11 protein-coding genes are annotated in these 16134 nt (G+C 49.1%); 7 read left to right on the top strand and 4 right to left on the bottom strand.

What is annotated here, in order from left to right; genetic code table 11:
• The first annotated feature begins 163 nt into the window (after nucleotides 1-163).
• Nucleotides 164-880, top strand: a complete 717-nt coding sequence (gene mtgA, locus KD145_RS19425) for a monofunctional biosynthetic peptidoglycan transglycosylase (protein WP_113616067.1) — start codon at nucleotides 164-166, stop codon at nucleotides 878-880.
• Nucleotides 881-883: 3 nt separating this feature from the next.
• Here mtgA and KD145_RS19420 read toward each other — a convergent pair whose 3' ends face one another.
• The 4 genes from KD145_RS19420 to KD145_RS19405 all read right to left on the bottom strand — a co-directional run bounded on the left by KD145_RS19420 (nucleotide 884) and on the right by KD145_RS19405 (nucleotide 4438).
• The gene (locus KD145_RS19420; RefSeq protein WP_212000956.1) at nucleotides 884-1405 is read right to left on the bottom strand and encodes an AAA family ATPase; all 522 of its coding nucleotides are present in this window, start codon (nucleotides 1403-1405) and stop codon (nucleotides 884-886) included.
• A complete protein-coding gene (gene pnuC, locus KD145_RS19415; RefSeq protein ID WP_212000955.1) occupies nucleotides 1402-2025 on the bottom strand; it encodes a nicotinamide riboside transporter PnuC in 624 nt (207 codons plus the stop codon). Before pnuC ends, KD145_RS19420 begins: the two co-directional genes overlap by 4 nt.
• Nucleotides 2026-2055: 30 nt before the next feature.
• Nucleotides 2056-3753 carry a PNGase F N-terminal domain-containing protein gene (locus tag KD145_RS19410; RefSeq protein WP_212000954.1) on the bottom strand — a complete coding sequence of 566 codons (1698 nt, stop codon included), beginning with the start codon at nucleotides 3751-3753 and terminating at the stop codon, nucleotides 2056-2058.
• A gap of 88 nt (nucleotides 3754-3841) precedes the next feature.
• Entirely contained in the window at nucleotides 3842-4438 is a 597-nt protein-coding gene (locus KD145_RS19405) for a NifU family protein (protein ID WP_113616071.1), read from the bottom strand.
• Nucleotides 4439-4594: 156 nt separating this feature from the next.
• On the opposite strand from KD145_RS19405, the gene KD145_RS19400 reads away from it, so the two are divergent.
• The 6 genes from KD145_RS19400 (at nucleotide 4595) to KD145_RS19375 (ending at nucleotide 15994) form a co-directional block, all read left to right on the top strand.
• Entirely contained in the window at nucleotides 4595-5110 is a 516-nt protein-coding gene (locus KD145_RS19400; RefSeq protein ID WP_212000953.1) for a ferritin, read from the top strand.
• A 55-nt stretch (nucleotides 5111-5165) separates the two neighbouring features.
• Entirely contained in the window at nucleotides 5166-5618 is a 453-nt protein-coding gene (locus tag KD145_RS19395) for a methylglyoxal synthase (protein WP_212000952.1), read from the top strand.
• A gap of 90 nt (nucleotides 5619-5708) precedes the next feature.
• Nucleotides 5709-7565, top strand: coding sequence for a mechanosensitive ion channel family protein (locus KD145_RS19390; protein WP_212000951.1), 1857 nt, complete (start codon nucleotides 5709-5711; stop codon nucleotides 7563-7565).
• A gap of 86 nt (nucleotides 7566-7651) precedes the next feature.
• Nucleotides 7652-9193, top strand: a complete 1542-nt coding sequence (locus KD145_RS19385; RefSeq protein ID WP_212000950.1) for a glycoside hydrolase family 10 protein — start codon at nucleotides 7652-7654, stop codon at nucleotides 9191-9193.
• Nucleotides 9194-9873: 680 nt separating this feature from the next.
• Complete coding sequence (gene gltB / locus KD145_RS19380; protein ID WP_212000949.1) at nucleotides 9874-14403, top strand: glutamate synthase large subunit; 4530 nt, start codon at nucleotides 9874-9876, stop codon at nucleotides 14401-14403.
• 115 nt (nucleotides 14404-14518) lie between these two features.
• A complete protein-coding gene (locus KD145_RS19375) occupies nucleotides 14519-15994 on the top strand; it encodes a glutamate synthase subunit beta (protein WP_212000948.1) in 1476 nt (491 codons plus the stop codon).
• Nucleotides 15995-16134 lie beyond the last annotated feature (140 nt).

Raw genomic sequence — 16134 nt, 5'->3', positions numbered from 1 at the left:
ATTAGAAATGAAAAATGCTCAATGACAACCTGCGCAGTATTCGTTTGCTGCTAGTGTAAATTTACCAAATTATATACTCACTATAACTTAATCTGCAATTTGTAATTCATAATTCCACAATTACTTCCTACCTTTCAGCCCGATTTTTCTAAACCTACGTTGAATGAAGTTAAAAGGCATTGTCCCCAGAACGTGGAGAAGATTGAAACGGGTATTGCTGGTCCTATTTGTCGCACAATTAGTCTACATTATCATACTACGGTGGGTGAATCCACCGATTACGCTCACCATGATATCCAGCTGGTTCAGCTTGTGGGGCACAGACAAAACGCTTCACAAAACCTGGGTCAGCTACGATGAAATATCCCAGCACGCCAAACTGGCCGTCATCGCCAGCGAAGACCAGCTCTTCCCTGATCACGATGGCTTCGATTACAAATCCATCGAAAAGGCGATGAAACACAACCAAACCAGCAAGAAGATAAGAGGCGCCAGCACTATCAGTCAGCAGGTGGCTAAAAATGTGTTTCTCTGGCAGGGTCGCAGTTGGGTACGGAAAGGGCTGGAAGTATATTTCACTTTTATGATCGAAAAGATCTGGGGTAAACAGCGTATACTGGAAATGTATCTCAATGTGGCCCAAACGGGCGACGGCATCTTTGGTATAGAAGCTGCAGCACAGGCTTACTATAACAAGAATGCCGCCAGTCTGAACCGGGAAGAATCCGCCATGATTGCGGCCAGTCTTCCCAATCCGGTAAAGTATACTGTTAATCCGCCGGCCCGGATAACTGCCTGGAGACAGCGGAAAATATTGATACAGATGCGTAACCTCGCGCCGGATCCGGATATCATGGAACTCGTTACCGGCCTTAAATAGTCCTTACGATTGTAATAACCGCGTTACGGCTTCGATAGCCAGCGCTTCCCGCTGCTGATAACTACCTCGTATATCCGTCCAGGTTACCCCGGACTGCATCACGATATCCCTGTACACCTGATAGAAATAAGTCCTCATCTCCGGATCAGGATATTCGCGCTGGGGATCTTCTTCCCAGGGCAGGTCTATATAGGTCAGCAGATAATGATCACATTGCTGCGTCGCTATCTCTTTCAGGATGCGGGGATCGCATTCCTGGTATTTATGTTCACTCCACACTTTTATCACATACAGATCGGTATCACAGATCAGCACCTGATTGGCCCTGGCGGCCAGTTCATGTTCCAGCCGGAGCTGTCCTTCGGCAATCGCCAGCAGGTCGTGCTGTTCGTAGGGGCGTGACAGTTTCTCCAGGTATTCACGGGCATATTCCGGTGTCCACACCGTATGAAAGTGTTCCGCGAGTTTTGCGCTGAGGGTGCTTTTGCCTGTAGACTCAGGCCCTATGACTACTACTTTTTTCATGAATGCGTTATTTCCTGTTCCTGCACTGCCTCACGCCAGCTGAGATATCCGAAGATAGCGATGATAAACAAAAAGACGGTCAGGAATGCGGTGAGGTATAGATGCTTGTAAAACAACAGGGGCACCGCCACAAAGTTGGATATGTTGAGCAGTATCCAGTTTTCCAGTTTCCTTTTGGCCAGCAGCCACATACCGCCACAGGCCGTGGCAGAAATGAAGGCGTCCATAACCGGCACATTGGAATCGGAGAAATTCACCAGCAGTATATAAAAAACAGCCCAGCCCATCAAGGCGATGAAGATCGCCATGGTCATCTCCCGTGGAGTGCTCCGGCTGATCTTCACCGCTGGTTTGGCCGGGCCCTGCCGGGCCCAGTATACCCACCCATAAACGCTCATCACCAGGTAATAGGCATTGAGCGTAGCGTCTGCATAGAGTTTAAAATGTTCTCTGGACAGGAGATAGGTATAAATACCGGTACTGATGATACCGGTAGGATATACGAGAATATTGTTTTTTTTCTGGAAGATGACCGACAATACGGCAAATAGCACTGCAATAGCTTCCAGCCATGTCATTTCATGAAGGCTGTTTTGCAAACCCGCTATGATATCATTCATAAAACAAATGTAAGTATTGCAGCGAATGAATTATTTTTTCAATGTACCGATCAGTGTTCCGGATACATCCCAGAAGCTCTGGCTAGTGCCGGCAGGAGCGCCCTGCGGAATGGCCACACGGATAGTGTGTATACCCGGCGTCATGTCTGGCAGTGAAATAAACACTGGTGATGTCAGCGTACCCGGGCACCAGTTGGAACGACTCAGGTCTGAAGAAGACAGTCCGTTGCCGAAGTTGCCGGATGCCGGATTAGACAGGCGGTAAGTGCCGCAGTCGGTGCGCCATGGGATGAAGTGATACACTCTTTTTCCGTCTGCAAATATTTCATTCTGCCTGGGATTAAATTCATCGCCGCCGCCCCAGCCGCCGTGGCCGGTGGTGATATAACGCAGCTGCAGGTTACGGATACCTTCAGGAATATTGACGGTGACGGTCAGGGAATCCTTATCGAAGAGGGAAGGATATTCCTGTCCAGCCATCTCCATCAGGTTGGTAGTGTTGAAGATGGGAAGGCTCCAGTTGGGCGTGGATGTGTTTTCATCTTCTGCATCACCGGGATAGTATTTAAAGCGGAGGCTTACCTTATGACCACCTTTGTCGTAGTTGCCGATGTATACACCCAGCCATACTTCTCCCTGTAATCTGTGTTGCAGTTCTGTGATATCCTGTTTGTACATCACGGAATCAGCCCAGTGATAACCTTTGATTTTCACCTGGTCGTTGAAATGATGTACACCAAATGGTGTGAAAAAGCGGAGTATTTCCAGCGCAGGCAGATAGTTGTCTGTCGCCACCATACCCTGATATTGTTTGCCGTTTCTGGCGGTAAACACTGGCAATGCAGCAGCGCCTTTGCGGAGGCCGTCCAGGAAAGAGGCTGCTTTGTCGGTAGGGATCATGAATACAGAGCCGGTACGGTCATAGGCGTCACCGTTAGAGTATTGCACCAGTTCAGCGAACATGGTTTCTCCCTTTTTAGAAGCTGGCAGTTTTACCTTTTTGAGGATCACGGTACCACCGGCATAGTGATAGGTGAGGCCGGTCTGATTATCGGCAGGATTGGTGTTGTTGTTGCCCCAGCTGATCTGTTCCTGTTCAAACACCGGCAGGGTGGTGTAGCGGCTGTCGATGACTTCGCGCATATAGGCGGCATCGTCTACCTGTTGTCCGAATTGGGAAGGCCAGGCCAGTTCTGCAGGTGTGATTTTGCGGTAGGTGATCTGTTTGGCGTAGGTTTCGCTGTTGCCGTTGCGTACTATTTTGAGTACCAGGCCCAATCCGGGTGCGATGGTAAGATTGGGTGTTCCTTTGAGGGCCAGTTTATCGGTGTACCATACTTCGATGGTGTTGGAGCGGATAAAGAGGCGGGCTTTTTTACATACCTGGCCCAGGATGGTATCAGTGCCGGACAGCAGTTCGGCCTGTGTATATTCTCCAAAGGGTTTCTTTAGCGTGTAGATGTTCCCGTTAGGAGTGCCAAGCACCTGATAGGTGTTTTTTTCAGTCAGGTCGAGGTATTGTTGTTCTTTGGGAGCAGGTCCGCCGGGAATGATATGTGCCCTGTTGTGGTCGATGATCAGTTGCAGTCCGCTACCGGATTCCTTTCCGTTGCTGCGCATCCCGTAGGTGATAATGGCAGCGCTGCTGTCAATGTTCTTCTTTTTTTGTGCCTGTACCGGCTGGGCAGCTATGGCCAGTCCGGTCAACAAAACCAGTAATCCTTTCATTGTCGCTAATTCTAAAACAAAAAAATAAAAAAGCACAGCCAATAAAGACTGTGCTTTCGTTTAACACTATCATTCACTCAACTATGGCTTATTCTGCTTCTGCCACTACTTCCTTCACTTCAGGGATCATACGTTTCATCATCCCTTCAATACCGGATTTCAGCGTAATCATGGAAGACGGGCAGCCTGAGCAGGAACCCTGCAACATCAGTGTAACCGTGCCGGCATCATAGCCTTTGAACTGAATGGCGCCGCCATCCATTTCTACCGCAGGTTTCACATAGTTTTCCAGCAGTTCCTTAATTCTTTTTACTACGTCGCTGTCATCAGCACTTACGGCGTTGCTGGCGGTGGATTTGGTCACTACCACTTCGTCTTCGTTGATAACAGGGCGGTTATCCTCCAGGTACTCCTTCAGGAAGGCTTTTACCGTAGGGATTATATCGTTCCAGTCTGTTTCACTGGTTTTGGTAAGCGTAATGAAGTTGGCCATGATGAATACTCCCCTGATGAAAGGGAAGCTGAACAATTCCATCGCCAGGGGTGATGGTTTTGCGCTGGCTTCATCCGGAAAATCAATGCTTTTGCCCGGATACAACAGTTTGTTAGCCACAAACTTCATTGTTTCCGGATTGGGTGTCATTTCCGTATATATGCTGATGATCGGATTTCCTGTTTTAATCATTTTATCCTAATTTTCCTGACAAAGGTAGCATTTTCCAGGCAGAATTTCTGCCCGGTCATGTGGAAAACCTCATCGAATTTTACAATAACGTTATAAGCAGCAACAATACTATTATCCACGCTGCCCCTCCTCTTATTTACATTAAAATTTAAGGTCATGTTATTGAAAGAACTCTCCTCAAAAATTGAAGCTGCCCTGAACCAGCAAGTAGAAATGGAAGCCGCCTCCTCACAGTATTACCTCGCTATGGCCTCCTGGGCCGAAGTACAAGGTTATAACGGCGTTGCACAGTTTCTTTACCGGCATTCTGATGAAGAAAGAGTGCATATGCTGAAACTGTTGAAATTCATCAATGAAAGAGGCGGACACGGCATTGTCCCCGCATTAAAACAGCCCGGCCTGAAATTCAAGGACTTACACAATATTTTTGATCAGGTATATACCCACGAGCTGAAAGTTTCCAAGGAAATCAACCACCTGGTAGACCTCTCCCTGAACGAAAAAGACTACGCGACCCACAATTTTATGCAGTGGTATGTAACCGAACAGATCGAAGAAGAACGTATGGCCCGTCATATCCTCGACAAACTGAAGATCATCGGTGAAGACAAAGGCGGCCTCTATAGCTTTGATCGGGACCTGACCACTTTTAATACAGTCGACGGACGATAATATTATTTAAATTTCACATTTATTTTTTACTGGCGGCTTATTACTTTTGTAGCCTATGCAGATAACAAAGACGCTGAAAGCACGCAAAAGGATAGCACTGATCGCACACGACCACAAAAAGGCCGAACTGATTGAGTGGGCTACCTACAACAAAACAGTATTAAGCCGCCATGAACTATATGCTACCGGCACCACCGGCAAGCTGATAGAGGAAGCACTGGATGTTTCTGTCAGGAAACTGCTGAGTGGCCCTCTCGGCGGCGATCAGCAGATAGGCGCGCTGGTAGCGGAAGGAGCACTCGATGTGATTATCTTCTTCTGGGACCCCATGGAAGCACTGCCACACGATCCGGATATCAAAGCGCTGCTGCGCCTGGGCGTAGTATGGAATATCCCCGTGGCCTGCAACCGCGCATCTGCCGACTTCCTCCTCACATCTCCGTTGATGCATCAGGACTATGAAGTAATCCTTCCGGATTATTCTCAGTACATGCAGCGGAAAATCTAAACCGTTCCGTCTTTATAAATTCCCGGTATTATTGCCTGCAGCTATTCCCGCCCACGGAATTTTTCCGTACATTAAGTGAAAGCTTCGGGAATGAGATTCTTTTTGTCGATTTTATTAACACTCCTTACCATCCTGCAGCATGTCCATGCACAGGACAGCAGTAAAACACAGTACGATTCTGCCAACAACGACCGGTTAATTGCCACCACACGGCTACTACGGCAAAGCGACTCCCTGTTGAAAGCCGATGCTGCCGCAAAAGCCAGTCTCGAAGAACAGATACAGTTATTAAAGAATGATAATGACCAACGAAAAAAAGCGCTACAGCAACAGCTGGCCAACCTCGAACAGGCCGACTCGTTGAAAAAAGCCAGCCAACGGGAACGTATCAGCCAATTAAAAGCCATCACTCCCGGCATACCGGTAGCCCCATTCAACGATACGCTCTTCCGGGTATATAATAAACTCGGTCCGCTTAAACCCAGCGACCGTGCCGCCAATACAGCCCATAAACTACAGCTACTGGAAAACGATCCCCTCTTCGAGGCAGACTCCATCAAAGTACTCCTCAATGAAGAAAATGCGGACGTAGTATATAATGACCTTATTCTCCTCACTGTGACCGACGACGATGCCCTGTGGCTTGATCAGGATAAAAACCAGGTAGCCGGCGAATACACTGCTATCATACGTCAGGCCATCACCCGGCAAAAAGAACAAAACAGCCTGCAGCACATACTGGTGCGCATTGCATGGCTCACACTGATCCTGCTTATCTTCGGCATCATCGTTTTCTGTATCAACCGCCTGTTCAGATACCTCCGGAGACGCCTGGTAAAAGAGAAAGACCGCTATTTTAAAGGCGTAAAGGTGAAGGACTATGCATTGCTCAACCAGCAGAAACAACTCAGCATCATGTACAATGTGCTCCGGGTAGCACGTATCGTACTGATACTGCTGGTATTTTACATCACCCTGCCTTTTGTCTTCAGCATTTTCCCCTGGACAAAAGGTATCGCTGATAAGCTGGTTAACTGGACGTTATCGCCCATCAAAGCCATGCTGGCCGGCATCTTCCATTATCTCCCCAAACTACTCACCATTGTGGTGGTTTACCTGGTGACCCGTTTCCTGGTGAAGCTGGTCAATTACCTGGCTGCGGAAATCGCCAACGGCAACCTGAAGATCAATGGCTTTTATACAGACTGGGCCTGGCCTACCGCCAGCGGTATTAAGTTCCTGCTGTATGCCTTTATGTTTGTAGTGATCTTTCCATACCTGCCTGGCTCTGACTCCAAAATATTCCAGGGCGTGTCTGTATTTCTGGGTATCTTGTTCTCTCTGGGATCATCATCTGCCATATCCAATGTGGTGGCCGGTTTCGTAATCACCTATATGCGCCCGTTCAAAATTGGTGACCGTATCCGGATAGGAGAGATCACCGGCGATGTGATCGAAAAAACATTGCTGGTGACCAGGCTGCGTACCATCAAAAATGAAGAAATCACCGTACCCAACGCGAGCATATTAAACGGCCACACAGTCAACTTCACCTCTTCCAGTAAGGATCTTGGGCTGATCCTGCATACTACCGTTACCATCGGTTATGATACCCCATGGAAACAGGTACATGAACTGCTGATCAAGGCTGCCCTCGCCACCGAAGGTATTTTACAAGACCGTCCACCTTTCGTACTGCAAACTGCACTCAACGACTTTTCCGTGGCCTACGAAATAAATGCCTACACCGATCAGTCCCATCAGATGGCTCATATATACTCCCTGTTGAACCAACAGATACAGGACCATTTTAATGAGGCTGGTGTGGAAATCATGTCACCGCAATACCATGCCCACCGCAATGGTAATACCACCATTCCCGCTTCCTATATGCCCGGAAATGATGAAGCTTCTGCATTTAAAGTGAAGATGGAAAACAAGCCCTGATCATACCTGCATAAGAATCATATAATTAGCGATAAAAACAGACTTCCTTTTTGCTATTTTCGCATCTTACGGTTTAAATAAGGTAGATGTTGAAGCAATTATTAGCCGGCGTAGCCTTGTGTGTGGGTTTAGCGCAACAGGCATCGGCACAGTTACCCCCCAAAAGGGAATTGAGAGGGGTGTGGATCGCCACAGTGGAAAATATTGACTGGCCTTCCAGACGGGGCCTGCCCACAGAACAGCAGAAACAGGAATTCATCGATTTGCTTAATCAGATGCAGCGTAACGGCATGAATGCCGTGGTAGCACAGATACGTCCGGTTACAGATGCATTCTATGCATCTCCATACGAGCCCTGGTCTGAATACCTCACCGGCACTCAGGGACAGGCACCCAACCCGTATTATGATCCGCTTCAGTTTATGATTGAAGAAACACATAAGCGCGGTATGGAGTTCCATGCGTGGTTCAACCCCTACAGGGCCGTGTTTAATGTAAGCCGCAACAATGTGGCACCCAATCACATCACCCGTCTGAAGCCACAGTGGTTTCTCACCTACGATAACAAAAAATACTTCGATCCGGGTATCCCGGAGGTAAGGACCTATGTTACCATGATCGTGCGGGATGTAGTTAAACGCTATGATATCGACGCCGTTCACTTTGATGACTACTTTTATCCATACCGGGTGCCGGGCAAGGAATTTCCCGATTATGTTTCCTACCGCCTCTATGGCAATGGTGTGATGAAAGACGACTGGCGCAGAGCCAACGTAGATGCCATCATTGAAATGCTGAGTACAGCCATCAAGGCTGAAAAGCCCTGGGTAAAATTCGGGATCAGCCCCTTCGGCGTATGGCGCGATCGTAGCAAAGACCCTGAAGGCTCTTACACACGCGGAGGCATGACCAATTATGATGATCTTTATGCAGATATATTAAAATGGCTGAAAAAAGGCTGGATAGACTATGCAGCCCCTCAATTGTACTGGGAACGGGGTCATCGCCTTGCCGATTATGAAGTGCTGCTCAACTGGTGGAGCCAGCATGGATACGGCCGGAATATATTTATCGGACACGGTGTATACCGGATAGGCAGCAGCGCCGCCTGGAAAAATCCGGATGAACTGCCCAGGCAGATCGAAGAAGTCCGTACCCTCAACACCGTTCAGGGCAGCATCTTCTACAGTGCCAAGTCTTTCAGAGGCAATCCCCTCGGTATCGAAGACTCCCTGCGCAACCATTTCTACAAATATCCGGCGCTGCGTCCGCTGATGCCCTGGCTGCCCAACACCACACCGTATCCTCCTTATTTTATAGATGCCTTTGAAAAGCAGGGAGGCCTGGAAATACACTGGTCAGATGATGATACCAGCGGCCGCACCAAACAATACGTGCTGTATCGTTTTGAGCAAAACGAATCTATTAACGTCAGCGACCCAACGAAGATACTCGCTATCCTTCCACAGTCCTCTGATCCGGAATACAAAGACCTGACGTACGTAAAGGGTAAACTCTACACCTATGTGGTAACAGCACTCGACAGGCTTCAGAACGAAAGCCCGCTCAGCGAACCACTCAGGATGCAGATCCAGAACGGAAAGACGACATTTGTCTTTGAACCATAATATTCAGAAACGGGCGTATTAGAAAATAAATGCGCCCGTTTCCATATCAATAGCAGTCGCCGGTGGACGAGGGTCCGTAGCCTGTCTTTTTATAGGAAGAAACATATCCTGTACACACCTGTATACTTCTCCATCTCACAATATCCCAGCAGTCGGTCATCTGTCCCATACCTCGATGCCACTGACTTTAAACAGTAGTTTATCCCTGAGTTTCCCTCGTCAATGTTATCTTTTTGGTATTGATCACTTCATGGTGTCCCCGGAGGGATACCTGGTCAGTCTCTGCTGTGAAAAACCAGTCAGCAAGCCGGCAAGTACCAGGGAATATTTTAATAACATCGTGTATAGGGCCGGGTTATAGAATGGCAAATGGTCATTAAAATCAGGGAAATCATACTTCCTGCGATGAAAGTGATCTTATTATAATAATAAAACCTCTAAAAAGGGGCTTTTACCATTCACTAACAGGAATCGGCCCCACGCTGCAGTCATTTTTTTATAAATTCTAACAATAAGCGCCTTCATTTTATTTTTTTCTAAATTTTTTGCTTCTAACAAAAATTTGTATAAAAAATCCCGCCTTCCTTTAGTATCTTTAAACCGTTCCCGAATTATATCGTACACCACCCATCGACGCAAGTCAGAAGGGAGGGGTGTGTCAAAGCAAAAAATCTAAACCAATGGATGAAGTGAAGCAAACGCAAGGTTTATACCGTCCGGAATTTGAACATGACGCCTGCGGAACAGGTTTTACAGCCCACATCAAAGGGCGTAAATCCCACCATATTATACGTGATGCCCTCACCATGCTGGAAAACATGGAACACCGCGGAGCCTGCGGTTGTGAGCAAAACACAGGAGATGGTGCAGGAATTCTGTTTCAGGTACCTCATGAATTTTTGTATGATGAATGCCTGCGATTAGGTATCAGCTTACCCGAATTTGGTAAGTATGGCGTAGGCATGATCTTTTTCCCGAAAGAACCACGCTGGCGTGAAGAATGCCGGGAAATACTGCAACGCAGTGCTGAAAAGCTGGGCCTGGAGATACTGGGCTACCGCAAAGTACCCGTTCGTCCCGATGGCATCGGTGAATCCGCCCTCTCTGTAGAACCGGAAATCGAACAGGTATTCATTGCCTGTCCTTATCATATCAGCGATCCGGAAGCATTCGAACGTAAGCTGTTCGTACTCCGCAACTACGTCTCCAAAACCGTACGTAATACTATTCCAAAGGAAAAAGCGCTGTTCTACATCGCCTCCCTTTCCTATAAAACAATCGTATATAAAGGTCAGCTGACGACCTATCAGGTACGTCATTATTATACTGACCTGAGCGATGAGAAGATGGTATCCGCCTTCGCCCTCATCCACTCCCGTTTTGCTACCAATACTTTCCCCAGCTGGCGGTTGGCCCACCCTTACCGCTATATAGCTCACAACGGGGAAATCAATACACTCAAAGGAAACCTCAACTGGCTCCGTTCCGGTGAGCGTGACTTTGTATCCAAATATTTCACTCCGGAGGAAATGGACATGCTGCTGCCTATCGTAGAAGAAGGGCAGTCAGACTCCGCCAGCCTCGACAATGTCATAGAGCTGCTGACCATGACCGGCCGCTCCCTGCCTCATGTAATGATGATGCTCATCCCCGAAGCATGGGATGGCAACGAAGACATGGCGCCTGAAAAGAAAGCATTCTACGAATACCACGCCTCCCTCATGGAGCCATGGGACGGGCCTGCCTCCATCTCCTTCACCGATGGTAAAATCATCGGCGCCACCCTGGACCGTAACGGTTTACGCCCCAGCCGCTTTGTAGTGACCAAAGATGATCGCGTGATCATGGCCTCAGAAGCCGGCGTATTACCTATCGATCCTAAAAATGTTAAACAGAAAGGCCGTCTGCAACCCGGTAAAATGTTTATCGTAGACATGGACCAGGGCCGCATTATAGGCGATGAAGAGCTCAAACAACAGATCTGTTCCCAGCAGCCTTACGGCGAATGGCTCAACAAATACAAGATCCGCCTGGAAGAGCTGCCAGAGCCAAGGGTTACCTTCACCCACCTCGAACACGATCAGATATTCAAATACCAGCGCGCTTTTGGCTACAGCACAGAAGACCTGGAGCATATCATCTCACCCATGGCTATCGACGGCAAAGAGCCCATAGGCTCCATGGGCACCGATACCCCGCTGGCTGCACTGAGCAACCAGCCGCAACATCTGGCCAACTATTTCAAACAGCTGTTTGCCCAGGTGACCAACCCACCTATCGATCCCATCCGGGAACGGCTGGTGATGTCGCTGGCAACCTTCGTAGGTGGCAATGGCAACCTGCTCGATGAAGATCCGCTGCACTGCCATAGCCTGGCACTGCGCCATCCTATTCTCAACAACTATGAGCTGGAGAAGATTCGCAGTATTGACACCGGGCTGTTTCAGGCTAAAACACTGCACACCTACTTCAAGGCCGACGGCAAACCCGGCTCCCTTGAAAAAGGCCTGGCACGTCTCTGCCGCTACGCTGTAGATGCAGTGGAAGACGGTTTTGAGGTGATCATCCTCTCAGACCGTGCGATCGACTCTGAACATGCTGCTATTCCTTCTCTGCTGGCTGCTTCCGCTGTACACCACCACCTGATCCGCAAAGGTATCCGTGGCTCGGTAGGTCTTATTGTGGAAGCCGGTGATGTATGGGAAGTACACCACTTTGCCTGCCTGCTCGGTTTCGGCGCTACCGCTGTAAATCCTTATCTGGCCCTCAGCACCATCCGCGACCTGAAGCTGTCCAACAAACTGGACACCTCCTGCGATGTGGACAAACTGAAGAAAAACTATATCAAAGCTATCTGCGACGGCCTCCTGAAAGTATTTTCCAAAATGGGCATCTCCACCCTGCAATCTTATCAGGGTGCACAGATCTTCGAAATACTGGGCATCAACCAGCAGGTGGTAGACAAATACTTCACCGGCGCCGTTTCCCGCATACAAGGCCTCGGCCTCGATGAAATTGCCCGTGAAACGCTGGCCAAACACTGGATGGGCTATGGCCGCAAGGAAAAACCAGTACAACGGCTTACCGAAGGCGGCGTATACCAGTGGAAACGCAAAGGGGAATTCCACCTCTTTAATCCTACTACCATACACCTGCTGCAGTATTCTACCCGTATGGGCGACTACAGCATCTTTAAAAAATATTCCAAGGCCGTCAACGACCAGAGCGAGAAAGCCTGCACACTCCGCAGCCTGTTTTCGTTCAAGCGTAACCGTGCCTCCATCTCCATCGAGGAGGTAGAACCAGCCAGCATCATCCTGAAACGTTTCGCTACAGGGGCTATGAGCTTCGGTTCCATCTCACACGAAGCCCACTCCACCCTGGCCATTGCCATGAACCGTATTGGTGCCAAAAGCAATACCGGTGAAGGGGGAGAAGATGAAATACGCTACGAGCAGCTGCCCAACGGCGACTCTATGCGTTCTGCTATCAAACAGGTAGCCAGCGCTCGTTTTGGCGTAACCAGTTACTACCTGACCAATGCCGACGAACTGCAGATCAAAATGGCTCAGGGTGCAAAACCCGGTGAAGGCGGACAGCTGCCCGGCCATAAAGTGGATGATTGGATTGCGAAAGTAAGACACTCCACTCCCGGTGTAGGTCTTATCTCGCCACCACCGCACCACGATATCTATTCTATCGAGGATCTGGCACAGCTCATCTATGACCTGAAAAATGCCAACCGTGCCGCCCGTATCAGTGTAAAACTGGTATCCAAAGCCGGTGTAGGCACCATCGCTGCCGGCGTGGCCAAAGCACATGCCGACGTAGTACTGGTATCCGGTCATGATGGTGGTACCGGCGCCTCTCCGGAAAGCTCCATCAAACATGCCGGCCTCCCATGGGAACTGGGCCTCGCAGAATCTCACCAGACGCTGGTGAAAAACAAACTGCGGAGCAGGGTAGTACTGCAAACAGACGGACAGCTGAAAACAGGTCGCGATATCGCTATCGCCACGCTGCTTGGAGCTGAAGAATGGGGCGTAGCCACCGCTGCCCTTGTAGTGGAAGGCTGTATCATGATGCGTAAATGCCATCTCAATACCTGCCCTGTGGGTGTAGCCACACAGGACGCAGAGCTGCGTAAACGCTTCTCCGGCGATCCTCAGCACGTGGTAAACCTCTTCCACTTCCTGGTGGAAGAACTGCGCGAAATCATGGCCGATCTGGGCTTCCGTACCATCAACGAAATGGTTGGCCAGGTAGACTGCCTGCAGATGCGCGAAGGCATTACCCACTGGAAAACACAGAAACTGGACCTCTCACCGATACTCTACAAAGAACCAGCCGCCCCTGAAACAGGCCTGTACAAACAGGAAGAACAGGATCACGGTATCAGCGAAGTGCTGGACTGGCAACTGCTCAAAGCAGCCCAGCCCGCCCTGGACAAAAAAACAAGGGTATATCAGCAGTATACCGTTAAAAATACAGATCGCACAGTAGGAACCATTCTTTCCAACGAAGTGTCTAAACGCTACAAAAGCGAAGGCCTGCCGGAAGATACCCTGCACTTCAAATTCACAGGCTCCGCCGGACAAAGCTTCGGCGCCTTCACCACCAAGGGCATCACCATGGAACTGGAAGGAGAAGCCAACGACTATTTCGGTAAGGGGCTGTCTGGCTCCAAACTGATCCTCTATCCTCACGGAGAAGCTGGTTTCAAAGCCGAAGAAAATATCATCGCGGGCAACGTATGTTTCTATGGCGCCACCTCCGGTGAAGCCTATATCCGCGGTAAAGCCGGCGAACGTTTCTGCGTACGCAACTCCGGTGCTACCATCGTGGCAGAAGGAGTAGGCGACCACGGTTGCGAATATATGACCGGTGGTAAAGCAGTGATCCTCGGTGAAACAGGCCGCAACTTCGGCGCAGGCATGAGCGGCGGTATCGCTTATGTGTACGATGTTAATGGCTCCTTCGCCAACCACTGCAACCGCGACATGATTGATCTTGATCCGCTGGACCAGGATGATGTGACCGCCCTGCACGACCTGATTACTAAACATCACGCCTACACGAACAGTACCGTGGCTAAATTCATATTAAAAGACTGGGAAAACCAGTTGCGCCACTTCGTGAAAGTATTCCCGAAAGAATACAAGGCCGTACTGAAAGCTGGTGTGGCTCAGGGACAGAAGATAAACCGTTAATATTTGGCTATTAGGTTATTTGGTTATTTAATTATTGAGCGAGCAAATGAACAGAGCGAATAAACTGCCCAAAATAATTAACCAAATAACTAAATAAAAAAATGAGAAAATACTTATGGGTAAACCTACAGGATTCCTGGAATTTACACGAGAGCAGCCCGGGAAATCTGATCCCCGGGAAAGGATCAGTCACTACAACGAGTTTGTAGAACGTTTTCCTGACAACAAATTGAACCAGCAGGCTGCCCGTTGTATGAACTGCGGCGTGCCTTTCTGCCACAGCGGATGCCCGCTCGGCAACGTAATACCTGAATTTAATCATGCTGTTTACCGTCAGGACTGGCAGGAAGCCTATGATATCCTGACATCTACCAATAACTTCCCGGAATTTACCGGCCGTATCTGTCCGGCTCCCTGCGAAAGCGCTTGTGTGTTGGGTATCAACCAGCCACCGGTGGCCATCGAGGAAATCGAAAAGCATATCATTGAAATTGCCTTCGATAAAGGACTGGTACAGGCTAAAATTCCCCGTATGCGGACCGGCAAAAAAGTAGCCGTTGTTGGCTCCGGACCTGCCGGGCTGGCTGCTGCTGCGCAGCTCAACTATGCCGGTCATACTGTAACCGTGTTTGAAAGAGATGATAAACCCGGAGGACTACTCCGCTACGGTATTCCCGATTTCAAACTGGAAAAGTGGACCATCGACCGCAGGATCAAACTGATGGAAGAAGAAGGCGTGACTTTCCAATGTAATGCCAACGTAGGCGTTAACGTTAGTACCAACGATCTGCTGAGGGAATACAATGCAATCGTGCTCGCCGGCGGCTCCACCATTCCCCGCGATCTTGGTATTGCCGGTCGCGAACTGAAAGGGGTTCACTATGCCATGGATTTCCTCAAACAGCAAAACAAAAGAGTAGGTAATATTCCCGTGGATGGTCAGGATATTCTGGCCACCGGCAAAAATGTGGTAGTGATAGGAGGTGGTGATACCGGTTCCGACTGCGTAGGCACCAGCAACCGTCACGGTGCCATCAGCATTACCCAGCTGGAGCTCATGCCCAAACCTCCGGGTGAGCGTACCGACTTTATGCCATGGCCTACCTACCCGATGATATTAAAAACATCCTCTTCCCATGAAGAAGGTGCCGACCGCCAATGGGCTATCGCCACCAAAGCCTTTGTGGGTGACGAAAACGGCCACCTGAAAGCACTCCGCCTGGTAGACCTGCAATGGTCTCTGGGTACCGATGGCAGACCGGCCAAATTTACTGAAGTGCCTGGCTCTGAAAGAGACATTCCCTGCGAACTGGCCCTGCTGGCCATGGGCTTCATACATCCGCAACATACCGGCATGCTGGAACAGCTGGATGTAGAACAAGACGAAAGAGGCAATGTCAAAGCGACTGAAAAAGATTACCTGACATCCATTCCTAAAGTATTTGCTGCAGGCGATATGCGCCGCGGACAATCACTGGTGGTATGGGCCATCAGCGAAGGTCGCGAGTGTGCGAGAAAAGTAGATGAATTCCTGATGGGAAGCTCCCAGCTGGAAAGCAAAGACCATTCCTTACAGGCAATGGCGCTCTGATAATAATAGCGGTAAACTTTTAGCCTGTTGCTCTTAACAGGCTGAAGGCAACGTTCATAAAATATGATAACAGCTAACGGCTAAAAGCTAGTAGCTATTTATTAACGCTTTTCTCATAAGCAGGTTTAGATTTTGTTGTA

Source organism: Chitinophaga sp. HK235, assembly GCF_018255755.1.
GTDB lineage: Bacteria > Bacteroidota > Bacteroidia > Chitinophagales > Chitinophagaceae > Chitinophaga.
This window is presented reverse-complemented; position numbering and strand designations above follow the sequence as displayed.